This window comes from Streptomyces cyaneofuscatus, from assembly GCF_033109485.1.
Lineage (GTDB): Bacteria > Actinomycetota > Actinomycetes > Streptomycetales > Streptomycetaceae > Streptomyces > Streptomyces cyaneofuscatus.
The window spans coordinates 4,029,694-4,053,508 of record NZ_CP137002.1 but is presented as its reverse complement, the minus strand read 5'-3'; the positions used below and the strand labels follow the sequence as shown (position 1 = coordinate 4,053,508).

Genomic DNA, 23,815 nt, shown 5'->3' with positions numbered 1-23,815 from the left:
CATCGCGCCGGGGCGCGCGTGGCTACTTGGCGCTGATGAAGCCTTCGAGGTCGCGGAGGATCGCGGCCTTCGGCTTGGCGCCGACGATGGTCTTGGCGACCTCGCCGCCCTGGTAGACGTTCAGGGTCGGGATGGACATCACGCCGTACTTGGCAGCGGTGGCCGGGTTCTCGTCGATGTTGAGCTTGACGATCTCGATCTGGTCGCCGTGCTCCGCCGCGATCGCTTCCAGCGAGGGAGCGATCTGACGGCACGGGCCGCACCAGGCAGCCCAGAAGTCGACCAGAACGGGCTTCTCGCTCTTGAGGACGACATCGTCGAACGTGTCGTCGGTTACGTGCTTCAGGTCGCCGGCCACGGCGGCCTCCTTAGTCTCTCGGGGTGGGCGTGCGGTGGGGAAGTTCAGACTGCCGGGGTCTTCTCCGGCTCGGCGGGCTCCGCGTCGGCCAGCGCGGCGAGGAAGCGCTCGGCGTCCAGCGCGGCGGAGCAGCCGGTGCCGGCGGCGGTGATGGCCTGCCGGTAGGTGTGGTCGACCACGTCACCGGCGCCGAAGACACCGGCCAGGTTGGTACGGGTGGAGGGCGCCTCGACCTTCAGGTACCCCTCGTCGTCGAGCTCCAGCTGGCCCTTGAAGAGCTCGGTGCGCGGGTCGTGCCCGACGGCGATGAAGAGGCCGGTCACCGGGAGCTCGGAGAGCTCGCCGGTCTTGGTGTTCCGCAGGGTCAGGCCCGAGAGCTTCTGCTCACCCTTGACCTCGGCGACCTCGCTGTCCCAGGCGAACTTGATCTTCGGGTCGGCGAAGGCCCGGTCCTGCATCGCCTTGGAGGCCCGCAGGGTGTCGCGGCGGTGGACGATCGTGACGGACTTGGCGAAGCGGGAGAGGAAGGTCGCTTCCTCCATGGCCGTGTCGCCGCCGCCGACCACGGCGATGTCGTGGTCCTTGAAGAAGAAGCCGTCGCAGGTGGCGCACCAGGAGACACCGCGGCCGGAGAGGGCGTCCTCGTTGGGCAGCCCGAGCTTGCGGTGCTGGGAGCCGGTGGTGACGATGACGGCCTTGGCACGGTGCACGGTGCCCGCCGTGTCGGTGACCGTCTTGATGTCGCCGGTGAGGTCCACCGCGACGACATCGTCGGGAACCAGCTCGGCGCCGAAGCGCTCGGCCTGGGCTCGCATGTTGTCCATGAGCTCGGGGCCCATGATGCCGTCCTGGAAGCCGGGGAAGTTCTCCACGTCGGTGGTGTTCATCAGCGCGCCGCCGGCCGTCACCGCGCCCTCGAAGACCAGCGGGTTCAGTGAGGCACGAGCGGTGTAGAGCGCGGCCGTGTACCCGGCCGGTCCGGAGCCGATGATGATCACATTACGGACGTCGCTCACGGGTTCTTCCTCGTCTCTGCAGACTGCCTACTGCCTACGGGGTCGGTTCAACGACTCTCACCCCACCCAACGGATCCTACGGGTGTTGCATTCCCGACGTGCCGTAGCGGTCCTCAGGGGCGGTCGTACGCCTCTGTGAGCAGCAGCCGACCGGTCGACCCGGGAGCGGTGTCCACGCAGGAGGAGGCGACGACATAGGCCTGCACGCGGGTGGGGTCGCTCGGGTGCGGAAGGACGACGAGGAAGGCGTCCGTCCCCTGATAGGTCCCCTCGTCGATGGCGAGGGCCGGGGTGGTGCGGCCGGTGGCCTGCTGCACGCACGGGGGTACAGCGACGGCAGGGGCGACGAGCGGGCTCCTGGAGGCCTTGGTGTCGGGGGACTCCGCCTCGGGGACTGCCTGCTCGTCCTCGCTCGGCGACCGTTTCTGCCCGGTGAAGTCCTCCGCGCCCACGTCACCGGCCAGGAGGTCCTGCACCTCGGTCTCCAGCGTGTCCTGGGAGTAGGCGTGTGCCCCGCCCTCGGATGCGCTGACAGCACGGTCGGCCGACGCACCCGAGGAGTCGGAGGACGACGACAGGTTCTGGAGGAAGAAGACACTCATGCCGATGATCGCGGCGCCGCACGCGGTGCCCAGGAACACCGCACGCCGACGGCGTCGGGCACGGTTGCGCCCGGGCCCTGTGGGGCCCTGAGGGTGGCCCGTCGGGCGGGCCGGGGAGGAGCCGGTGCGGGGCGTCACGGAGGACGGGCCGCCGATATCCGCGCTCTCTGTTTCACGTGAAACATCGGCACCTTCACGTGAAACAGCGGCATCGCGTGAAACAGCGGTAGCCCGGGAGTCGTCGGCCGTCCCGTCGGCGGGGGAGCCCGGACGGGCCTCGGCGGCGAGCGCCGCGTCGATCCGGGCGGCGATGTCTTCGGGCATCGGCTCGGGGTCCGGCAGGGCGCCGAGCAGCTCGCGGACCTCCTCCAGGGAGTCCCGTACCTCCGCGCACAGCTCGCACTCCGCGAGGTGGTCGCGGATCTCTCCCGCGCGGGAAGGGGTGAGCAGCCCCTCGGTGAGATCGGAGATCTCGGAGACCTCCGGGTGCTGGGCCGTGCCGGTCGTGGATGTCACGGGCGTCCACCTCCTCCCTTCACAGCGGCCGGATCGTTCGCTCCTGCGTCCTGCGGTCCTGACGCAGGTGGGACGGATGCACCGGGCGTCCGGTTCCTTCCGGTGCCGTGGCTCCCCCCGCTCTCCCCGTCGGGGTCCTCGTCGCCGGTCGCGCCGCGCAGGTGCCGGACCAGGGGGGCCAGTCTCGCCCGTCCCCGGGCGCACCTGCTCTTCACGGTCCCGGTCGGGACGCCCAGGACGTCGGCGGCCTCGGCCACGGGATAACCCTGCATGTCGACCAGGACGAGGGCCGCGCGCTGTTCGGCGGGGAGGGTGGCCAGGGCGGCGAAGAGCTGGCGGTGCAGATCCTGCCGTTCGGCGGGGGCCTCGGCCGACTCGTGGGGTTCCAGGAGCTGGTCGAGCCGTTCCGCGTCGTCCACCGGTGATGTCTTGCGGGAGGCCGCTTTGCGGACCCGGTCGAGGCAGGCGTTGACGGTGATGCGGTGCAGCCAGGTCGTGACGGCGGACTGGCCGCGGAAGGTGTGGGCGGCCCGGAAGGCGGAGACGAGGGCGTCCTGGACGGCATCGGCCGCCTCTTCCCTGTCCCCGAGGGTGCGCAGCGCCACGGCCCACAGCCGGTCGCGGTGGCGGCGTACGAGTTCACCGAAGGCGTCGGGGTCGCCCGCCACATGGCGGGCCAGCAGGTCCGAGTCGCCCGGTGCCTCTGGTGGAACGGAATCCACCGTGCCCCCCTCCGAGCCGGATCCGATGTCGTGTGCCACATTAACGGTCCGCGCGCCAGGTGATCAGGGCCGGTGCGGAGTCTCCACACCAGCTCCTGATCAGCCTCCCGATCAGCCGAGGACGGAGATGCCGTTGATCCCGCCGCGGTAGCCGCCGGTGCCGTCCGCGGGCAGTTCCGTGATGTGGATCAGGACGTAGCGCGTCCGGACGGGCTTCTCCAGCTCCTCCTTGAGCGTCTTCTCCGCGACCGTCTTCTTGACGATCTGCTGGGGGAAGTCCGCCGGCGAGGAGGGTGAGGAGGCGTCCGGGTCCGCGGCGAACACCGCCGTCGTCTGACCGCTGCGGTACATGTCCACCTCGACGGAACGGACGTCCTGGACCTTGCCCAGGTCGACGATGATCCCGCTGCCCTGCCGGCGCTGCGGGAGGTTGCCGAAGTGGGCGAAGCCCCGGTAGCGAGGGGTGACCCACGCCGTGGAGGAATCGTCGTCGATGGTGTTCGGTACGTCCCCCGGCTGGATCCCCGAACCGTCGGGCATGAACTCGGTGGCGTCCGCGATGGTCAGCGGCTTGGGCGGGGCGGGCGCCGGCTTCTCGTCGTCGGTCGGCTGGGTGACGCCGGTGTCGTCGGAGCCCTTGCGCTGGTCGAGCAGGATCTCCGCGAGCTGCCAGCTGCCGAGGCCGAGAGCGGCGATGAGGAGGGCCGAGACGCTCCACTTGAGTACCCGTCCGGTACGGCTCTGGAGGGGCGCCGGAGGGGCCGCCAGCACCGGCTGGGGCACCGACGACGGATGGGTGGACGGCCTTCCGTAGGTGCCCTGCTGATATGTCGTCCGCTGGTAGACCGGCTGCTGGTAGACGGGCTGGGCGGCGAACGTGGGCTCCGGCGGCAGGACGCGGGGCATGGCCGCGACGGCCTTGGCCAGTTCGTCCGGGGTCGTGCAGGGGGGTTCCTGCCGGGAGGCGGTGGCCCCGTCGTTGGCGAGGGCGCGCATGGCGAGCTCGGAGAGGCCGCGGTGGACGCCGGCGCGGACCTGGTCCGGAGCGATGAGCCCCATGCCCTTGGGCAGCCCGGAGAGACCGTACGCGTCGCTCTCGTACGGCCAGCGCTTGGTCAGCGCCGCGTACAGGAGAGCGCCGATCGCCTCGGTGTCCTGACGCAGGGGGCGTTCGGAGGTGATGCCGCGCAGGGCGGCGTTCACGGCGAGGCCGCGGATCCGGTACTGGCCGGTGGAGCTGCGCAGGACGGCGCCGGGGGTGAGCCGAAGGTGCGTCAGGCCCTCACGGTGGGCGGCCGCCATCGCGTGGGAGAGCTGGCTGACGAGTTGGTAGGCGTCATGGGCGTCCATCGGTCCGGCGGCCAGCAGAGCGGTGAGCTCGGTGGCGTCCGGGAGCCATTCGTGGACGACGTAGACGAGATCGTCCTCCTCGACGGCGTCGAGGACCTGGACGAAGCGGGGATCGCCGAGCAGGGCGGACGACCGGGCCGCGGCCAGCACGGAGCGGGCCCGGGGATGGTTCGCGGGCAGCAGGTGGACGCCGACCGCGCGGCGCAGCTTCTCGTCGACCGCCCGCCAGCTGCTGAAGCCGTCCAGACGGGTGACGCACTCCTCCAGCCGGTAGCGCTCGGCCAGTTTGTGGCCGCTGTGTACATCGGGGGTCGCCGGAACGGCCTCGGAACGTGCCCGCCCGCCGTCGTGACCCTTGGGGTTCTCGGGCGTCTCGGGGCTCGCGCCCTCGGTCTCCTCGGCCTGCGCCGTTCCGTCGTTCGTGGCCTTGTCCGCCTTGGCGGCCAGCGGCTCGTCGCCGCCGTTGTCGGCCACGTCGACGGCAGCCGTGCTACGTTCCGCCACCGTCGTTCCTGCCTCCCCATCCGTTGCGCGAAGCCGGCCAGCTCGCCACAGTCACGCCAATTGTGCCCACACTCCGGCGCTATCCACGACACGCGGAGTCCGGCGATGGTTGTGCGGCCGTGCGCTCATTCAGCGTCCGAGCCGCCCACGGACCATGCCGACCAGGCCGTTGACCTCTTCGATGCGCATCTTCTTCGCCGCGACGAAGAAGACGCCCATGAGGAGGGTGCCGCCACAGATCAGCGCGGCCAGCGATCCGAGAGCGCCCGTGCCGAGAAGTTCGAGGATCGCGAAGCCGATGCCGCCGCCGATGACGGCCGCGGGTACCGCCGCCATGCAGAGCCGGGCGTAGGTCCGCACGATATGCGCACCGTCCAGGTCGCCGCCGAGCCGGGTGCGCAGTCGGCGCCAGGCGACACCGACGCCGACCGCGTAGGCCAGGCCGTAGGAGAAGGCCATGCCGACGACGGCCCAGCGGGCGGGCAGGACGAGGTAGCAGAGGGCGGAGGCGGCGGCGTTGACGGCCGCCACGATGACCGTGTTGTAGAAGGGGGTGCGGGTGTCCTCGTACGCGTAGAAGCCGCGGAGCACGACGTACTGCACGGAGTACGGGATCAGGCCGAGGGCGAACGCCATCAGGATGAAGCCCATGGAGCGGGCTGCCTCGGCGCCGCTGGAGGCGTACAGCAGGGTGCACATCGGCAGGCCGAGCGCGAGGAAGGTGAAGGCGACCGGGACGATGGCGACGGCGGAGTTGCGCAGCCCCTGCGAGATGTCGTCGCGGACCGCGCCGGGGTCGTTGTCGTGGGCGGCGCGGGAGATGCGGGGCAGCAGCGCGGCCATGACGGAGACGGTGATGATGGCCTGCGGCATGCCCCAGATCAGCTGGGCGTTGGAGTAGGCGAGGAAGCCGGTGCCGTCCTTGCCGGACAGCTTGCCCGCGGCGGTGGCGAGCTGGGTGACGACCAGGACGCCGGCCTGGTTGGCCAGGACGAACAGCACGGTCCACTTGGCCAGCTTGACCGTCTTGCCGAGCCCGTGGCCCTTCCAGTCGAAGCGGGGGCGGAAGCGGAAGCCCGCCTCGCGCAGGTACGGGATCATCGCCAGCGCCTGGACGACCAGCCCGAGAAGGGTGCCGATCCCCAGCAGCCGGATGCCCTCCGGCGGGATGGTGTCCACGCCCATCCTGGACTCGGCGGAGGTGCCGTAGACCCAGATGAAGAGGCCGAACGTGATGATCATGACGATGTTGTTGAGGACCGGGGTCCACATCATCGCGCCGAACCGGCCCCGGGCGTTGAGGATCTGACCCATCACCACGTGCACGCCCATGAAGAAGATGGTGGGCAGGCAGTACCGGGCGAAGGTGACGGCGACGCTGTTGGCGGCGACATCGTCGGCGATGGTGTTCGACATCAGCTGGATCAGCACCGGCGCGACGAGGACCGCGATGCCCACGATCAGGCCGAGCGCGACCATCACCAGGGTCAGCAGCCGGTTGGCGAAGGCCTCGCCGCCGTCCTCGTCGTCCTTCATGGCGCGGACGAGCTGCGGGACGAAGACCGAGTTGAGACCGCCGCCGACGGTGAGGATGTAGATCATGGTCGGCAGCGTGTACGCGATGGTGAAGCTGTCACCGAGCAGCGCGGCGCCGAGAGCCGCGGTGATCACCAGGGACCGGATGAAGCCGGTGAGCCGGGAGACGAGGGTGCCGGCGGCCATCAGCGCGCTGGACTTCAGCACCCCGGAGAACTTGCCGCCGCCGGACTTCGGCGGGACGGGAGCGGGGGCGGGTTCCGGCTCGGGCGGGCCGGGGACCTTCCCCGTCCCCTCCTGGTCCCGGAAGAGGTGGGCGAAGGCGTCCGGCTCCCGCCGGTCGTCCGACGCCTGCGTGACCAGGTCGTCGACGCCGACGAACTGTGTGGTCGCCGGACGGTCGCCGTACGGGAGGTGGCGTGAGGGCCCCGAGGGCTCGGGAGGCGGTGTCTGGGCCCAGATGCGCGGGTCAGGGGCGTGCGGGGCCGCGGGCGGCTGCTGGTACAGCGCCTGCGGCTCCTGGTAGGTGCCCGGGGGCGGCGGCGGGTGGGACGCCCGGTCGTAGAGCGCCTCGCCCACCGGGTCCTGGGCCGCGAGGTCCTGCGCCCGGTAGGGGTCGTCCTCGTAGGCGTGCTGGAGGTACGGGTCGGGCGGCACCTGGCCGTCCTGGCCCGGGCCAGGAGGAACCGGGGGGCCGGACGGAGACCCTGCTCCGCCGGCGCCCTGGCCGCGGTCACCGTCGTACGGCGCGTTCATCGAAACCCCTACCTCATCGTCCCCGGCCGGCCGGCCATGACGGACATCGCTCAACGGTCCACTTTCTCACCCGTTCCCGACGGGGCCCCGCTTTCCGGTCCGGTGTCCGGGGTCGGGTCACTCGGCTGCTCGGGTTCGCCGCCGTCGCCGTTCGCCGTGTCGCTTGCCACGGCGCGCTTGCGGTGGCTGTACATCCTGACCCCGGCCAGCACCAGGAGGAGCAGTCCGCCGGCGATGACGAGCAGCACGGTGGGGGTGACCTCGGAGACCTTCACGGTGAAGGTCATCTCCTCGCCGTACGGCGTGCCGTCCTCGGTGAAGAGCCGGGCGGTCACCTGGGCGCGTCCGTTGGCGCTGGTCGCCGTGTCGAACTTCACCGACTGGCTGTGCCCGCCCCCGATCCGGACCGGCAGTTCGGCCATCGTCCCGCCGTCGTTGAACTTCAGCCGGATGTTGTCCGACTTCAGCCTCAGGACGAGCCGGTCGACGCCCTGCACCAGCTTGTTCTGCACGGTCACCGGGATCGTCGCGCTGCGGCCGGAGAGGGTAACGTCCGACTTGGCGATCAGCTGGACCTCTCCGGTGAGGTCCTTGAGGTGCTTGAGCACGTCGTCCCGGTAGGTCTGCGCCTCCTGGGAGCGGCTCCGCCAGGACGTCGACATCGAGCGGTTCACCGCGTTGCCGAAGGGGGTCACCACACGCTCGGGGAGCGTGAGGATGGTCTCGAAGCTGTCGATGGAGCCCTGGGTGGTCCGGATGTCCTGGAACGCCTGGGTGGGCAGCTCCTGGCTGCGGAGCTTCTTCGGGTACGCGGAGGCCCGCGGCACCTTCGTGGTCGCCAGCGGATCCGGCTTCGCCTCGGCGGCGGCGACCAGGTCCTGCGGCTGCGTCCAGCGGTCGCCCGAGAGGGCCTCCAGGGCGCGTGCCATCGACTGCGCCTGGGCGGCCGTGGGCATCCGCTGGGGTGCCACGACGATGCTGCGTTCCTTGTCCGGCGCCTGCTCGTTCAGCGCGAGGGTCTGCGCGAGGAAGTTCTGGACCGCGAGGGTCGAGGCGCCCGCCCGGAGCATGCTGCGGTCGAAGACGGCCGAGAGCCGGGAGTCGGCGACGACGGCGGTGGTGCCCCCGCCGATCGGCCGTGCCGCCGTCGGGGTGTACGGCAGGCCGCCGGTCTCCGGGAAGCTGTCGCTGCGGGCGATCACGTGATGGGCGCCCGCGGAGGTCGCCACATCCACGATGCCCGGGTCGACCGCGCCGTTCACGGGCCAGGCGAAGTCGGTGGACGGCTTCGCGTGGAGGATGGTCTCCACCGTGGTGGCGCCCACCGTGGAGGCGTTCTGCAGATGGCTCAGCGTGCCGGAGACCTTCTTGCCCCGGTGCGCGATGGAGGCCAGATCCGGGTCGGCGAACGGCAGGGCGATCACCTTGCCGTCCTCGACGACCTTCTGCAGGGCGGTGATCCACTGTCCTGCTACGGCCCGGTTCTTGCCCGGCACGGTCGTGTCACCGGACTTGACCTCGTACCCCCCGGCCATCGCGGCGACGCTCGCCAGCAGGTCCGGGTCGACGACCCAGGTGACGGGGAGCCGGCTGCCGAGGGCGACCATCTGCTGCAGACGTCCGCCCGGCGCCAGCTCCTCGGCCAGCTTGTCGTCGGCGAACACCGGCGTCTGCTGTTCGTCGGAGCGCGTCTCGGCGGTGACGTGCGGAGAGGCGATCAGCGGCCAGAGGAAGGTGAGCTTCGTCCTCTTGTCGCTCTTCTCGGGCTGCCAGGGGAGGTACGAGCGCTCGATGCCCAGCACCTGCTCGTAGGGGGTGGCCGCGGTGCGGCCGGAGACCGAGACCCCCAGCTGGTAGACGCCCGAGGCGTCGAGGTCCAGCTTGTCGACGGGAACGGTGAGCGTGAAGTTCTGGCTGATCCCCTTGGCGAGCTTGGGGATCTTCACCGTGTACTTGTCGTCGATCGGGGCCGGGTCGGCGCCCGGGGTGTAGCCCTTGCGCTTGGCGGCGTCGTCGACCTCTCCCCGGCCGGAGAGCCGGGGGCCCACCCGCAGGTCGACCTCTGCGTCGTCGATCGTCTCCTTGCCCTTGTTGGTGAGCGTCCCGGAGACGGTGAGGGTGTCCCCCTCGACGGGGGCGGCGGGGGAGAGCGTGTCCAGGGACACATCGACGGTGCGGGATCCCGTGGGGGCCTTCGCCGGTTCGGCGGCCCCCGCGCTCCCGGTCGCCGGGACGGCCAGCAGTCCGGCCAGCAGAGGTGCCCCGAGGACCACGGAGACCGTGCGCCGCAGCCATCGGCGGGCAGGAGAGGGACGCATCCCCTGGATGTCTGCCGCCTGGGCCACGCGCTTACCCGTCCCTCGTCGTCATCGGAGTCTGTCGATCGTTGTCGGTCCTGCGTCCCCGCATGGTAACGAGGTGCGGAGGGCCGAAGTGCTGGGGTCCGGCTCACATGATCGCGGGAGGCCCGCAGGGCCCGGATAAACGATGACGCCGCGACCGGTCGGTGCACGTACCCTTTTCTGTTGTGCCGAACGCCAACGAAGAGAACGCCAGTGCACTGAACCAGGTGCAGCATCGCGCGGTGAGTGAGCTGCTGCGAGTGTCCCCGGTCGCCGACGACCTCGCCCGCCGCTTCCAGGGGGCCGGATTCGGCCTCGCGCTGGTCGGCGGCTCGGTCCGCGACGCGCTGCTCGGCAGGCTCGGGAACGACCTGGACTTCACCACCGACGCCCGCCCCGAGGACGTGCTGGCCATCGTCCGTCCCTGGGCCGACGCGGTGTGGGAGGTCGGGATCGCCTTCGGCACCGTCGGCGCCCAGAAGGACGGCTACCAGATCGAGGTCACGACCTACCGGTCGGAGGCGTACGACAGGACCTCGCGCAAGCCGGAGGTCTCCTACGGCGACTCCATCGAGGACGACCTCGTGCGCCGGGACTTCACGGTCAACGCGATGGCTGTCGCGCTGCCGGAGAAGGAGTTCGTCGACCCGCACGGCGGCCTGAAGGACCTGGCCGAGCGCGTGCTGCGCACCCCGGGGACGCCTGAGGCGTCCTTCTCGGACGACCCGCTGCGCATGCTGCGTGCCGCCCGGTTCGCCGCGCAGCTGGACTTCGAGGTCGCCCCCGAGGTCGTCATCGCGATGACGGAGATGGCCGGCCGGATCGAGATCGTCTCCGCCGAGCGGGTCCGCGAGGAGCTCAACAAGCTCCTTCTCTCCGCCCACCCCCGCAAGGGCCTGGGCCTCCTCGTCGACACCGGGCTGGCCGGCCATGTGCTGCCCGAGCTCCCCGCGCTGCGGCTGGAGAGTGACGAGCATCACCGTCACAAGGACGTCTACGAGCACTCGCTGACCGTCCTGGAACAGGCCATCGACCTGGAGGAGGACGGCCCCGACCTCGTTCTGCGGCTGGCGGCCCTGCTCCACGACATCGGCAAGCCGAGGACGCGGCGGTTCGAGAAGGACGGCCGGGTCTCGTTCCACCACCACGAGGTGGTCGGCGCCAAGATGACCAAGAAGCGCATGACCGAGCTGAAGTACTCCAACGACCTCGTGAAGGACGTGTCGAAGCTGGTCGAGCTCCACCTGCGCTTCCACGGGTACGGCGACGGGGAGTGGACAGACTCCGCCGTCCGCCGGTACGTGCGCGACGCCGGACCACTCCTGGAACGCCTCCACAAGCTGACTCGGTCGGACTGCACGACCCGGAACAAGCGCAAGGCGAACGCCCTCTCCCGGACCTACGACGGGCTGGAGGAGCGGATCGCCCTGCTCCAGGAGCAGGAGGAGCTCGACTCCATCCGCCCGGATCTGGACGGCAACGAGATCATGCGGACGCTGGGGGTGGGCCCCGGGCCGGTGATTGGCAAGGCGTACGCGTTCCTGCTGGAGCTGCGGCTGGAGCACGGCCCGATGGAGCGTGACGCGGCGGTGGCGGCGCTCAAGGAGTGGTGGGCGGAGCAGAGCTGAGCCGGTGTGGGTGATGTTTCACGTGAAACATCACCCACACCGGATGTGCTGAGGGGCGTTGTTTCACGTGAAACAACGCCCCTCAGCACATCCGGGACCGGCTATCCGCCGCTGCTCGTCCAGCGCCGACGGAACATGGCCACCGCGACGGCCGCGTACAGGACGGCTACTCCGGCCACCACGGCGACGGATCTGCCGTCCGGCGGGAGCAGTAGCGCCGCGACCCCGGCAGCGCCCACGAACGCGACGTTGAAGAGCACGTCGTAGAGCGAGAAGACCCGGCCGCGGAAGGAGTCGTCCACAGACGTCTGGACGACCGTGTCCGTCGCGATCTTCGATCCCTGGGTCACGACGCCGAGCACGAAGGCGGCGATCAGCATCGGCAAGGGGGTGAAGGAGAGCCCCAGGGCGGGCACCAGGACGGCCGCGGATCCGGCGCAGGCCGTGATCCATCCGTACCGTCCGAGCCGCCCCACGGCCCAGGGGGTCACCACGGCGGCGACGAAGAATCCCGCACCGGAGGCCCCGACCGCCAGGCCGAGCAGGGCCAGACCGTCGGAGTCGCCGTCCGACCAGGCGTAGCGGCAGAGCATGAGCACCATCACGGTGAGCGCGCCGTAGCAGAAGCGGAGCACGGTCATCGCGGCCAGCGCCCGGGCCGCGTGCGTGCGCTCTGCCAGGTGGCGGAGTCCGGCGACGAGCCCGTGGGCCGTGACGGTCAGTGCGGCCCGCAGCCGGAGGGGCGTTCCGTCGGGATCGGGCCCCAGCAGCGTGCGCGGCAGGCTCAGCGACGCCAGCGCGGAGAGCAGATAGAGCATGGCCCCCAGCAGGACGACCGCCGCGTCCGACTCGTCGGCCACCAGCCGTACGACGAAGGCGAGGCCACCGCCCGCGGTGGCGGCGAGGGTACCGGCCGTAGGGGAGAGCGAGTTGGCGACGACCAGCCGCTCGTCGTCGACCACCCGCGGCAGCGCGGCGGAGAGCCCCGCCAGCACGAAGCGGTTGACGGCGGTGACGCAGAGGGCCGAGGCGTAGAAGAGCCAGTCCGGTACCGAGGCGAGGATCAGCAGGGCCGTGCAGGAGGCCAGGGCGGCCCGCAGGAGGTTCCCGTACAGGAAGACCTGGCGGCGGGGCCAGCGGTCCAGCAGGACGCCCGCGAAGGGGCCGATCAGCGAGTACGGGAGGAGGAGTACGGCCATGGCCGAGGCGATGGCGGCCGCCGAGGTCTGCTTCTCCGGCGAGAAGACGACGTACGCGGCGAGGGCGACCTGGTAGACGCCGTCGGCGGACTGGGACAGGAGCCGCACGGTGAGCAGGCGGCGGAAGTTCCGCAGGCGCAGCAGAGTGCGCAGATCACGCGCGACAGACATGGGAGCAAGCGTCACACACGTCGGGGGTCCGCGGGCGGATTGCCCGGGGACCCCCGACGTGCGGCAGGAGGAGGTGAGCGTCGCCGCTCAGTGCTCCGGTGATGCGGTCAGGCGTGAGAGCCGGTTCAGCGCTCGGTCTCGCCCTTGATGAACTTCTCGACGTTCTCGCGAGCCTCGTCGTCGAAGTACTGCACCGGCGGGGACTTCATGAAGTAGCTCGAAGCCGAGAGGATCGGGCCACCGATGCCGCGGTCCTTGGCGATCTTCGCCGCACGGACGGCGTCGATGATGACACCGGCCGAGTTCGGGGAGTCCCACACCTCGAGCTTGTACTCCAGGTTCAGCGGAACGTCACCGAAGGCACGGCCCTCGAGGCGCACGTACGCCCACTTGCGGTCGTCCAGCCAGGCCACGTAGTCGGAGGGGCCGATGTGGACGTTGTCCTCGCCGAGCTCGCGGTCACGGATCTGCGAGGTGACGGCCTGCGTCTTCGAGATCTTCTTGGACTCCAGGCGCTCACGCTCGAGCATGTTCTTGAAGTCCATGTTGCCGCCGACGTTCAGCTGCATCGTGCGGTCCAGGATGACACCCCGGTCCTCGAAGAGCTTCGCCATCACGCGGTGCGTGATGGTGGCGCCCACCTGGGACTTGATGTCGTCGCCGACGATCGGGACACCGGCCTCGGTGAACTTGTCCGCCCACTCTTTGGTGCCGGCGATGAAGACCGGGAGAGCGTTGACGAACGCGACCTTGGCGTCGATGGCGCACTGCGCGTAGAACTTCGCGGCGACCTCGGAACCGACGGGGAGGTAGCAGACGAGGACGTCGACCTGCTTGTCCTTGAGGACCTGGACGACGTCGACCGGGGCGTCCGCGGACTCCTCGATCGTCTCGCGGTAGTACTTGCCCAGACCGTCGTGGGTGTGGCCGCGCTGGACGGTGACGCCCGTGTTCGGCACATCCGCGATCTTGATGGTGTTGTTCTCGCTGGCGCCGATGGCGTCCGCGAGGTCGAGGCCGACCTTCTTCGCGTCGACGTCGAAGGCGGCGACGAACTCGACGTCGCTGACGTGGTAATCGCCGAACTGGACGTGCATCAGGCCGGGCACCTTGCCGGCCGGATCTGCGTCCTTGTAGTACTCGACGCCCTGCACCAGCGAGGCGGCGCAGTTGCCCACGCCTACGATGGCTACGCGAACCGAACCCATTCCGGTTGCTCCCTGTGTAATCGGTGTTTCCGATGAAGTCCCCGCGGAATGCGGTGACTTCACTTGGCGGTGTCGTCGGACGGATCCGGCGGGGTGTCACCCCGGTGCCGGGGCAGGCCGCCCGTCTCTCCTGATGTGTCCTGCTGAGCAGAGCCCTCGGGCGAGGATCGTCTCTGATCCCGTCCCGACCGCTCGCTCTCGATGAGCTCGTTCAGCCAGCGCACTTCGCGCTCCACGGACTCCATGCCGTGTCGCTGCAGCTCAAGTGTGTAGTCGTCGAGTCGTTCACGGGTGCGGGCGAGGGAGGCGCGCATCTTCTCCAGACGCTCCTCCAGCCTGCTGCGCCTGCCTTCGAGGACCCGCATCCGCACGTCGCGTTCGGTCTGGCCGAAGAAGGCGAAGCGTGCGGCGAAGTGCTCGTCCTCCCAGGCGTCCGGACCGGTGTGCGAGAGCAGCTCCTCGAAGTGCTCCTTACCTTCCGCCGTCAGCCGGTAGACGATCTTCGCCCGGCGCCCGGTGAGGGATGAGGCGGGCGTGGCGTCGGCCTCGTCGCCGGAGGGCTCCTCGATCAACCACCCGCTGGCCACCAGCGTCTTGAGGCACGGGTAGAGAGTCCCGTAGCTGAACGCACGGAAGATGCCGAGCGAGGTGTTGAGGCGTTTGCGCAGCTCGTAGCCGTGCATCGGAGACTCGCGGAGCAGCCCCAGGACGGCGAACTCGAGGATGCCGGAGCGTCGGCTCACGTGCGTCTCCTCCTTCTGCCGCTGGTTCCGCGGGAACCGTCTGCCGGATCCACTGACGTACTTATGCCGTGCTGATGTATCGACTCGATACATCAGCACGATAGATCGGTCCGACGGGTTCGACAAGGGTGACCTTCGTGAGCGGCGTCACATCGCCAATTCGTAGGGAGCGACTTGCGTTGTTTGGGGTGAAGTTCGGCCCTAGGAGGGTTTTGACCGTGCGTAGTCTGTGCGGCATGCAGACCACCGGGAACCGTGAGGCGCCGTTGTGCGTCAGTTATCGCGGACTGCCGGATGTACTGCGGATGAGCCTTCCGCAGGGCTGGTCCGTAATTCGGGGGGACCGGATCTCAACTGCCGCTTCCAGGCGCTCTCGCCTGCCCGAGGAGTAGTCGTTCCATGAGCGAGCACCGTCGCAAATCGTCTCAGCCGCAAGGTGGCGGGCGGGCCGCGGCCAGACGAGCCGCCCAGCAGTCAACAGGACGCCGAGCAGCGCCGTCACGCAGAGCTACATCCGTGTCACATGCCGAGCCGCAGGGCGAGGAGCGCCAGTACGGCAGCCGTGCCGAGGCCCGCCGAGCGGCTCAGCGAGGCGGGGGCCGCCGACGGGGTGGCGGTGACGCCGGGCCTCCCGGCAAGAAGCGCCTGATCGACTACCCGCGGCACGGCCGGTACGGATTCCGTCGCTGGCTGCCCTCGTGGAAGCTCGTCTCGGGCCTCTGCGTGGGCTTTCTCGGCATGCTGATGGGCGTGGCAGGCGTCTCGTACGCCCTGGTCGACAAGCCGAACATCCAGGATGCCGCCAAGGCTCAGAACAACGTCTACTACTGGGCCAACGGCGACCAGATGGTGGCGACCGGCGGTGTGGCCAACCGTCAGGAGATCAGCTACGAGCAGATCCCCGTGGCGATGCGCAACGCCGTGGTCGCGGCCGAGAACAAGAGCTTCTGGACGGACCAGGGCATCGACCCCAAGGGCATCGGCCGCGCGGTGTTCAACATGGCCACGGGCGGTCAGACCCAGGGTGGTTCGACCATCACCCAGCAGTACGTGAAGAACTCGCGGCTCAACCAGGACCAGACGCTCTCGCGGAAGTTCAAAGAGCTCTTCATCACCCTCAAGGTCGCCGGGGAGGAGAAGAAGGAGACGGTCATGGCCGGCTACCTCAACGTCTCCTACTACGGACGTGGCGCCTCCGGTCTGCAGGCCGCGGCCCGTACGTACTACGACAAGGACGCCACGGACCTGAACCCGAGCGAGTGCGCCTTCCTGGCGACGCTGCTCAAGGGCGCGAGCTACTACGACCCGGCCGGGGCTGTCGACATCGACCCCAAGGGCGCGACCCCGGAGAAGAACCGCGAACGCGCCGAGGAGCGCTGGAAGTGGATCCTTGACGAGCAGGTCAAGGACGGCAAGATGTCGCAGGAGGAGCGGGCGAAGTACAAGGAGTTCCCCGAGCCCGTGGCGCCGAAGAAGAACGCCAAGCTGGGCGGTCAGACCGGCTACCTGGTGGAGCTGGCGCGTAAGTACTTCCTCGCCAACAACACCGAGAACATCACGGCCAAGGACATGGAGCTCGGCGGCTTCGAGATCCACACCACCTTCGACAAGACGAAGGTGGACCAGCTCGCCAAGGCGGTGGACAAGGTCTACAAGGCCAAGATCCGCCCCGAGGAGCGTCCGAAGACGGACACCCACGTGGAGTTCGGCGGAGCCTCGGTGGACACCAAGACGGGCGCCATCCTCGCCACGTACGGCGGGCAGGACGCCACCAAGCACTTCACCAACAACGCCGACGCCACCGGCGCCCAGGTCGGCTCGACGTGGAAGCCCTTCGTCCTGGCCGCGGCGATGCAGTACGGCGTACGCGACCCGAAGCTCGGGCCCGACCAGGACGAGTCCCAGCGCACCATCGTCTCGCCGGAGAGCATCTACAACGGCGACAACAAGCTCCAGATCAAGGAGTACAACGGCGAGGTCTGGAAGGACAAGGACGACAACGAGTGGCTCCAGACCAACGACGGTGACTACGACCACGGCGAGGTCGACCTGCGGCACGCCATGGAGCAGTCGGCCAACTCCCCTTTCGTGCAGCTCGGTATGGACGTCGGGACGGACAAGGTCAAGGAAGCCGCCGTCGCCGCCGGACTGAAGGACGACGGCATGATGGCGGACTCCACCGTTCCGTCGTTCTCCATCGGTACGTCCTCGCCCAGCGCCATCCGGATGGCGGGCGCCTACGCCACCTTCGCCACGAGCGGCCAGCAGAACCCGACGTACTCGGTCACCGAGGTGAAGCAGAACGGCAAGCCCGTCTTCCAGCACAAGAAGCAGCCCAAGCGCGCCTTCTCCACGCTCATCGCTGACAACATCACGGACGTGCTGAAGAACGTGGTGGAGAACGGCACCGGCCAGCCCGCGCGCCTCGAAGGACGTGAGGCGGCGGGGAAGACGGGCACGACGGACGGCAACAAGTCCGCCTGGTTCGTCGGTTACACCCCGCAGCTCTCGACGGCGATCAGCATGTTCCGCCTGGACGACGACGAGACCAACACCAAGCGCAAGTTCGAGGAGATGTTCGGCACCGGCGGCGAGAAGAAGATCCACGGAAACTCGTTCCCGGCGTCCATCTGGCACGACTACATGACTGCGGCGATGAAGAACAAGAAGGTCCTCTCCTTCCCGAAGCCGCAGCCCATCGGCGAGGAGGTCTGGGGCGGTGGCGCGGCCAGCCCGAGCCCGACCCCGTCCCCGACGCCGAGCCCGACGCCCTCGCCGACGCCCTCCACCGAGGAGCCGGAGCCGCCGTCGCCGTCCCCGACGCCCACCACCCCGTCACCCACGCCGAGCAAGACCTGCGATTTCTGGGACCGGGAGTGCCAGAACCCCAGCAGCGGTGGAGCGAACGAAGGAGCCGACGGGGGCGCGAACGCGGGAGCGGACGGCGGGGCCAACACCGGCACCACCGAAGGTGGTGCCAACGCCGGAGCTGACGGCGGTGCCAACGCGGGAGCGGACGGCGGCGCCAACACCGGCACCACCGAAGGTGCCAACGGCGGGAACGCCGGGGCCAACGGCGGCCTATGGAGCGGTGCCAACGGCGGATAGCCGCACCGCAGCAGGGCCCGTGAACGGCCCTGGACGCCCGTAGGACGAGGGCCGCCGCACCGGAGAGACGGTGCGGCGGCCCTCGTCGCGTTCCGGGCCACCAGGGGCCCCTGCCCGTGTCCTGGGCCGGTCCATGCCCCGGCCACAGCCCCGTACGGCAGGATGTGCGGCATGCCAAGCCCCAGTGCAGAGGACACGAGCGTGCAGCAGCAGGAGCGGCCCGTCGTGCGGCCCACCGATCAGGACGAGGTCGCGGCGGCCGGCAGTGAGCTGTTCGGCGGGCGGGTGGGGCGCTGGGCACGGCTCGGCGACGGTCCGCTGACGCCCGTCCGGGTCGTCGCCCTGACCATGATCGGGATGTTCGCGCTCGGCATGGTCCAGAAGATCCCCTGCTACGAGTGGGCCTGGTTCCGCGGAGCCACCTCCCAGTACACGCACGCCTGCTACTCCGACATCCCGCACCTCTTCCTGGGACGCGGCTTCGCCGACGGTCTGATCCCGTACTTCGACCGGCTGAGCGGCGACATGCAGTACCTGGAGTACCCCGTACTGACCGGGGTGTTCATGCAGATCGCCTCCTGGCTGACCCTCACGCCGGACAGCGACCCCATCCAGCAGCGCGAGCAGATGTACTGGATGGTCAACGCGGGCATGCTGATGATCTGCGCGGTCGTCATCGCCGTGTGCACCGTACGCACCCACCGGCGGCGCCCCTGGGACGGCCTGCTGGTCGCGCTGGCCCCCGCGTTCGCCCTCACCGCCACGATCAACTGGGACCTGCTGGCCGTCGCCCTGACGGCCGCCGCGATGCTCATGTGGTCGCGGGGCCGGGTGCTCGCGTTCGGCATCCTCATCGGCCTCGCGACGGCCGCCAAGCTCTACCCCGTCCTGCTGCTGGGCCCGCTCCTGGTGCTCTGCTGGCGGGCCGGCCGGTGGCGGGAGTACGGCACCGCCCTGCTCGGCGCGGGGGCGGCCTGGCTGGCGGTGAACCTGCCGGTGATGCTCTACGCCCCCGAGGGGTGGCGGAAGTTCTACACCTTCAGCCAGGAGCGGCCCATCGACTTCGGCTCGTTCTGGCTGATCATCACCCAGCGCACCGGCAAGCCCATCGACGTGGAGACGGTCAACACCGCCTCCGTGGTCCTGATGGTCGTGTTCTGCGCGGGCATCGCCGGCCTGGCACTCACCGCCGCCCGCCGGCCGCGCTTCGCCCAGCTGGCGTTCCTGGTGGTGGCCGCGTTCATCCTGACGAACAAGGTCTACTCACCGCAGTACGTGCTCTGGCTGATCCCGCTCGCGGTCCTGGCCCGGCCGCGCTGGCGCGACTTCCTCATCTGGCAGGCCTGCGAGGTCATGTACTTCCTGGGGATCTGGTTCTACCTCGCGTACACGAGCGGCGGCGACAAGCACCAGGGCTTGCCGCAGGAGGGGTACCAGCTCGCGATCGCCCTGCACCTGCTGGGCACGCTCTACCTGTGCGCCCTGGTCGTCCGGGACATCCTGCTGCCGGAGAAGGACCCGGTGCGCCGGGACGGGTCGGACGACCCGTCGGGCGGCGTGCTCGACGGGGCGCCGGACGCGTTCGTGCTGGCACCCGACGCCCGGACGTCCGGGCACACGGCCCCGACGGTCACCGGGCCCCAGGTGGAGTGGGGCGCGGCCCGGGAGCACTGACCGGGGCCGCTCGCTCAGCGGTCCGTACGGCCCCGGGGCGGCCTGCTCAGCGGTCGACGAGCCGGTCGGGCTGCGTGGTCGTGTGGCGCAGATGGGCGACCAGCTCGTCACCGACCCGGGGCTCCTGCGCGTCCGACGGCACGAACAGGATCGACACCTGCATGTGCGGCGGCTCGGCGAACCACCGCTGCTTGCCCGCCCAGACGAACGGCGACAGGTTCCGGTTGACCGTGGCCAGACCGGCGCGCGCGACCCCCTTGGCCCGCGGCATCACCCCGTGCAGCGCCTTGGGCGCCTCCAGGCCGACCCCGTGCGACGTACCGCCCGCGACGACGACCAGCCAGCCGTCGGAAGCGGCCTTCTGCTGGCGGTAGCCGAACCGGTCGCCCTTGGTGACGGGCGTGACGTCCAGGACGGCCCCCCGGTACTCCGTAGCCTCGTGGTCGCCCAGCCAGAGCCGGGTGCCGATGCGGGCGCGGAAGCGGGTCTGCGGGAACTGCTGCTGGAGCCGGGCCAGTTCCTCGGCGCGCAGATGGCTGACGAACATGGTGTGCAGCGGCAGCCGGGCGGCGCGCAGGCGGTCCATCCACCCTATGACCTCCTCGACGGCGTCCGAGCCGTCGGTGCGGTCCAGCGGCAGGTGCAGTGCGAAGCCTTCGAGGCGTACGTCCTCGATCGCCGCGTGCAGCAGCCCGAGCTCCTCCTCCTTGACCCCGTGGCGCTTCATCGAGCTCATGCACTCGATGACGACCCGGGCGCCCACCAGGGCGTGCACCCCGTCGACGGAGGAGACGGACCGGATGACGCGGTCCGGCAGCGGTACGGGCTCCTCACCGCGCCGGAACGGGGTCAGGACGAGCAGGTCGCCGCTGAACCAGTCCTTGATCGTGGCGGCCTCGTACGTCGTGCCGACGGCGAGGGTGTCGGAGCCGAAGCGGATCGTCTCGTCGGCGAGCCGCTCGTGGCCGAAGCCGTACCCGTTGCCCTTGCAGACCGGTACGAGGCCGGGGAACTGGTCGATCACGGACTTCTGGTGCGCCCGCCAGCGCGCGGTGTCGACGTAGAGGGAGAGCGCCATGGCCGGCCCGGAACCTTTCTGGTGGCTGCGGTGAATCAGGGAGCGAACGGGGTGTGCCGAGGGGGGTATTGAAGCGCGTCAGCGGCGCGACATGTAGATGTCGAGCGCCTTGTGGAGCACCTTGTTCAGCGGGAAGTCCCACTCGCCGACGTACTCCACGGCCTCGCCGCCGGTGCCGACCTTGAACTGGATCAGGCCGAAGAGGTGGTCGTTCTCGTCCAGCGAGTCGCTGATGCCGCGCAGGTCGTAGACGGTGGCGCCCATCGCGTAGCTGTCGCGGAGCATCCGCCACTGCATGGCGTTCGACGGCCGGACCTCGCGCCCGATGTTGTCGGAGGCGCCGTAGGAGTACCAGACGTGCCCGCCGACGACGAGCATCGTGGCGGCTGAGAGGTTCACGCCGTTGTGGCGGGCGAAGTAGAGCCGCATCCGGTTGGGGTCCTCGGAGTTGAGGACCGTCCACATGCGCTGGAAGTACGAGAGGGGGCGCGGGCGGAAGTGGTCGCGCACGGCCGTGATCTCGTAGAGCCGCTGCCACTCGGCCAGGTCTTCGTAGCCGCCCTGGACGACCTCGACACCGGCCTTGTCGGCCTTCTTGATGTTGCGGCGCCACAGCTGGTTGAAGCCCTTGAGGACATCTTCCAGGGAGCGGTTGGCCAGCGGCACCTGGAAGACGTAACGAGGCTGTACGTCACCGAATCCGGCGCCGCCGTCCTCGCCCTGCTGCCAGCCCATCTTCCGCAGCCGGTCCGCGACCTCGAAGGCGCGCGGCTCGATGTGGGTGGCCTCGACGTCGCGCAGGCGCTTCACGTCCGGGTCCTGAATGCCGGACTTGATGGCCGCGGAGTCCCAGCGCCGGATGACCACCGGCGGGCCCATCTTCACGGAGAACGCGCCCTGCTGCTTGAGGTGGGCGAGCATCGGCTGGAGCCAGTCGCTCAGGTTGGGCGCGTACCAGTTGATGACCGGGCCCTCGGGCAGGTACGCCAGGTAGCGCTTGATCTTCGGCAGCTGGCGGTACAGGACGAGCCCGGCGCCGACGATCTCGCCGTTCTTGTCGAACCAGCCCAGGCTCTCCGAGCGCCACTCGGTCTTCACATCAGCCCACGCCGGGACCTGGCAGTGACTGGCCGAGGGCAGGCTCTGGATGTACGCCAGATGCTGCTCTCGGCTGATGGTCCTCAGGGTCAGGCTCATGCGGGGCGCTCCTCGGCAGGTGTGTCCCCATCGGTCAGGGGCTCCGGCTCTCGCGCCGAAGCCTACTGCGACCGAGGGGCACCCGGCCTGGCCGCGTAGGGCCGGAACGCCCGCGGTGGACCGGCGCGGCCGCCTGGACGGCCGCACCGGGTCCTGCGCCGGTCAGGTGATGACGCCGCCGAAGAGGCCGCCGTGCGCCATGCCGAGGTAGAAACCGACCGCGGAGGCGCCGATCCCCATGATCAGGCCGAACCTCTCCCAGGTGGTCTTCGAGATGTACTGGCCGTAGAGGCCGGTGAGAATGCCGACCAGCCCCGCCCAAGAGCTGATCAGGTGCAGGTGGTGGAACATCGCCGTCACGAAGGCGAGGACGCCGAGCACCCCGGTCACCACCATCAGGACGTCCTGGACGGGGTGCGGCCTGCCGTCCGTCGCGAAGAGCGAGCCGGTGGCGGGGCGGCCGGTCGTGGACCGGGAGCCGACGGGACGAATGGTCTGTGCCATGGATGACCTCCTGGCCGGACGGGCGGTGGAATGTAGCGCCTCTCACACCGCATCTGTCTCGATTGTGCCCCTGAGGCTCCGGATCCGCCCTCCGGGATCCGGAGGGCGGATCCGGACCGGATGTGCCCGCTGACCTCCGGATTTCAACCGGAAGCCGGTCTACAGGTAGTCTGTACGGTCTGCACCGGTGTCTGCCCAGGCCAGCGCGGCGAGCCCCTCCCCCAGGAATCTTCCCGGGAGCGGATCGTCAGTGCCGGGTGTTCTTTCGACAGACGCCGTTGCGCTACGCATCACGACCCTCCTGCCACGGAACGACCGTGGCCGCTGAGTCCAAAGGAGGTGGGTTCCACATGCGTCACTACGAGGTGATGGTCATCCTCGACCCCGATCTCGAGGAGCGAGCAGTCTCCCCGCTGATCGAGAACTTCCTCTCCGTCGTCCGTGAGGGCAACGGAAAGGTGGAGAAGGTCGACACCTGGGGCCGTCGTCGGCTCGCTTACGAGATCAAGAAGAAGCCCGAGGGCATCTACTCGGTCATCGACCTGCAGGCCGAGCCTGCGGTCGTCAAGGAGCTCGACCGCCAGATGAACCTGAACGAGTCGGTCCTCCGGACCAAGGTCCTCCGTCCCGAGATCCACTGAGCATCTAGCTCAGCGGTTTTCGGGTCCGAGTAGCAGCAAGCAGCCAGAAGCAATCCCCGCCGAGAGGTTCACCCATGGCAGGCGAGACCGTCATCACGGTCGTCGGCAATCTCGTCGACGACCCCGAGCTGCGCTTCACCCCGTCCGGTGCGGCGGTCGCGAAGTTCCGTGTCGCGTCCACTCCCCGCATCTTCGACCGGCAGACCAATGAGTGGAAGGACGGCGAAGGCCTGTTCCTCACCTGCTCGGTCTGGCGTCAGGCGGCGGAGAACGTCGCGGAGTCGCTCCAGCGAGGCATGCGCGTTGTCGTGCAGGGCCGGCTGAAGCAGCGGTCCTACGAGGACCGTGAGGGCGTCAAGCGCACGGTCTACGAGCTGGACGTCGAGGAAGTCGGCCCCAGCCTCAAGAACGCCACGGCCAAGGTCACCAAGACCACCGGTCGCGGCGGTCAGGGCGGCCAGGGCGGATACGGCGGCGGTGGCGGCCAGCAGGGTGGCGGCAACTGGGGCGGCGGCTCCGGTGGCGGTGGCCAGCAGGGCGGCGGCGGTGCACCCGCCGACGACCCGTGGGCGACCGGCGCGCCGGCAGGCGGCCAGCAGGGCGGCGGGGGCGGCTGGGGCGGAAGCTCCGGTGGCTCCGGTGGCTCCGGCGGCGGCTACTCGGACGAGCCCCCCTTCTAGGGCGGCTCGTACCCCCACTTCTTGATCACACAGGAGAAACACCATGGCGAAGCCGCCTGTGCGCAAGCCTAAGAAGAAGGTCTGCGCGTTCTGCAAGGACAAGACCCAGTACGTGGACTACAAGGACACGAACATGCTGCGGAAGTTCATTTCCGACCGCGGCAAGATCCGTGCCCGCCGCGTCACCGGCAACTGCACGCAGCACCAGCGTGACGTCGCCACGGCTGTCAAGAACAGCCGTGAGATGGCGCTGCTGCCCTACACGTCCACCGCGCGATAAGG

19 protein-coding genes are annotated in these 23,815 nt (G+C 69.6%); 6 read left to right on the top strand and 13 right to left on the bottom strand.

Features of this window, described 5'->3' with window-relative positions; genetic code table 11:
- Positions 1-22: 22 nt before the first annotated feature.
- From trxA to R2B67_RS17835, 7 genes are all read right to left on the bottom strand, one after another.
- Positions 23-358, bottom strand: coding sequence for a thioredoxin (trxA, locus tag R2B67_RS17865; protein ID WP_018489839.1), 336 nt, complete (start codon positions 356-358; stop codon positions 23-25).
- Between the two features lie 44 nt (positions 359-402).
- Entirely contained in the window at positions 403-1,374 is a 972-nt protein-coding gene (gene trxB, locus R2B67_RS17860) for a thioredoxin-disulfide reductase (RefSeq protein WP_317819460.1), read from the bottom strand.
- Between the two features lie 113 nt (positions 1,375-1,487).
- Positions 1,488-2,492, bottom strand: coding sequence for an anti-sigma factor family protein (locus tag R2B67_RS17855; RefSeq protein WP_317819458.1), 1,005 nt, complete (start codon positions 2,490-2,492; stop codon positions 1,488-1,490).
- Entirely contained in the window at positions 2,489-3,214 is a 726-nt protein-coding gene (gene sigM, locus R2B67_RS17850; protein WP_317819456.1) for an RNA polymerase sigma factor SigM, read from the bottom strand. Before sigM ends, R2B67_RS17855 begins: the two co-directional genes overlap by 4 nt.
- Positions 3,215-3,325: 111 nt before the next feature.
- Positions 3,326-5,068, bottom strand: a complete 1,743-nt coding sequence (locus R2B67_RS17845) for a protein kinase family protein (protein ID WP_317819454.1) — start codon at positions 5,066-5,068, stop codon at positions 3,326-3,328.
- 129 nt (positions 5,069-5,197) lie between these two features.
- A complete protein-coding gene (gene murJ, locus R2B67_RS17840; RefSeq protein WP_317819453.1) occupies positions 5,198-7,360 on the bottom strand; it encodes a murein biosynthesis integral membrane protein MurJ in 2,163 nt (720 codons plus the stop codon).
- Between the two features lie 50 nt (positions 7,361-7,410).
- Positions 7,411-9,705, bottom strand: coding sequence for a DUF6049 family protein (locus R2B67_RS17835; protein WP_317819452.1), 2,295 nt, complete (start codon positions 9,703-9,705; stop codon positions 7,411-7,413).
- Between the two features lie 182 nt (positions 9,706-9,887).
- On the opposite strand from R2B67_RS17835, the gene R2B67_RS17830 reads away from it, so the two are divergent.
- Positions 9,888-11,330, top strand: a complete 1,443-nt coding sequence (locus tag R2B67_RS17830) for a CCA tRNA nucleotidyltransferase (protein ID WP_317819451.1) — start codon at positions 9,888-9,890, stop codon at positions 11,328-11,330.
- Positions 11,331-11,431: 101 nt separating this feature from the next.
- Here the strand turns inward: R2B67_RS17830 and R2B67_RS17825 are convergent, their stop codons facing one another.
- From R2B67_RS17825 to R2B67_RS17815, 3 genes are all read right to left on the bottom strand, one after another.
- A complete protein-coding gene (locus R2B67_RS17825) occupies positions 11,432-12,700 on the bottom strand; it encodes an MFS transporter (RefSeq protein ID WP_317819450.1) in 1,269 nt (422 codons plus the stop codon).
- 125 nt (positions 12,701-12,825) lie between these two features.
- The gene (locus R2B67_RS17820; protein ID WP_026241799.1) at positions 12,826-13,908 is read right to left on the bottom strand and encodes an inositol-3-phosphate synthase; all 1,083 of its coding nucleotides are present in this window, start codon (positions 13,906-13,908) and stop codon (positions 12,826-12,828) included.
- Positions 13,909-13,967: 59 nt separating this feature from the next.
- Entirely contained in the window at positions 13,968-14,651 is a 684-nt protein-coding gene (locus R2B67_RS17815) for a PadR family transcriptional regulator (protein WP_018513862.1), read from the bottom strand.
- A gap of 399 nt (positions 14,652-15,050) precedes the next feature.
- On the opposite strand from R2B67_RS17815, the gene R2B67_RS17810 reads away from it, so the two are divergent.
- Both R2B67_RS17810 and R2B67_RS17805 read left to right on the top strand, forming a co-directional pair.
- Positions 15,051-17,759 carry a transglycosylase domain-containing protein gene (locus R2B67_RS17810; protein ID WP_317819449.1) on the top strand — a complete coding sequence of 903 codons (2,709 nt, stop codon included), beginning with the start codon at positions 15,051-15,053 and terminating at the stop codon, positions 17,757-17,759.
- Positions 17,760-17,930: 171 nt separating this feature from the next.
- Positions 17,931-19,433, top strand: a complete 1,503-nt coding sequence (locus tag R2B67_RS17805) for a glycosyltransferase family 87 protein (RefSeq protein WP_317819447.1) — start codon at positions 17,931-17,933, stop codon at positions 19,431-19,433.
- 46 nt (positions 19,434-19,479) lie between these two features.
- On the opposite strand, the gene R2B67_RS17800 is transcribed toward R2B67_RS17805, so the two are convergent.
- From R2B67_RS17800 to R2B67_RS17790, 3 genes are all read right to left on the bottom strand, one after another.
- Positions 19,480-20,511, bottom strand: a complete 1,032-nt coding sequence (locus R2B67_RS17800; protein ID WP_018513858.1) for an alanine racemase — start codon at positions 20,509-20,511, stop codon at positions 19,480-19,482.
- A gap of 78 nt (positions 20,512-20,589) precedes the next feature.
- Positions 20,590-21,708 carry a lipid II:glycine glycyltransferase FemX gene (locus tag R2B67_RS17795; RefSeq protein WP_018513857.1) on the bottom strand — a complete coding sequence of 373 codons (1,119 nt, stop codon included), beginning with the start codon at positions 21,706-21,708 and terminating at the stop codon, positions 20,590-20,592.
- A 162-nt stretch (positions 21,709-21,870) separates the two neighbouring features.
- Positions 21,871-22,212 (bottom strand): hypothetical protein, encoded by a 342-nt coding sequence (locus R2B67_RS17790; RefSeq protein WP_317819443.1) that lies wholly within the window; start codon positions 22,210-22,212, stop codon positions 21,871-21,873.
- A 350-nt stretch (positions 22,213-22,562) separates the two neighbouring features.
- On the opposite strand from R2B67_RS17790, the gene rpsF reads away from it, so the two are divergent.
- The 3 genes from rpsF (at position 22,563) to rpsR (ending at position 23,813) form a co-directional block, all read left to right on the top strand.
- A complete protein-coding gene (gene rpsF, locus R2B67_RS17785; RefSeq protein WP_015609864.1) occupies positions 22,563-22,853 on the top strand; it encodes a 30S ribosomal protein S6 in 291 nt (96 codons plus the stop codon).
- Positions 22,854-22,927: 74 nt separating this feature from the next.
- On the top strand, positions 22,928-23,533 hold the full coding sequence (locus tag R2B67_RS17780; protein WP_317819440.1) for a single-stranded DNA-binding protein: 606 nt from the start codon (positions 22,928-22,930) through the stop codon (positions 23,531-23,533).
- A gap of 43 nt (positions 23,534-23,576) precedes the next feature.
- On the top strand, positions 23,577-23,813 hold the full coding sequence (gene rpsR, locus R2B67_RS17775; protein ID WP_003967857.1) for a 30S ribosomal protein S18: 237 nt from the start codon (positions 23,577-23,579) through the stop codon (positions 23,811-23,813).
- Positions 23,814-23,815 lie beyond the last annotated feature (2 nt).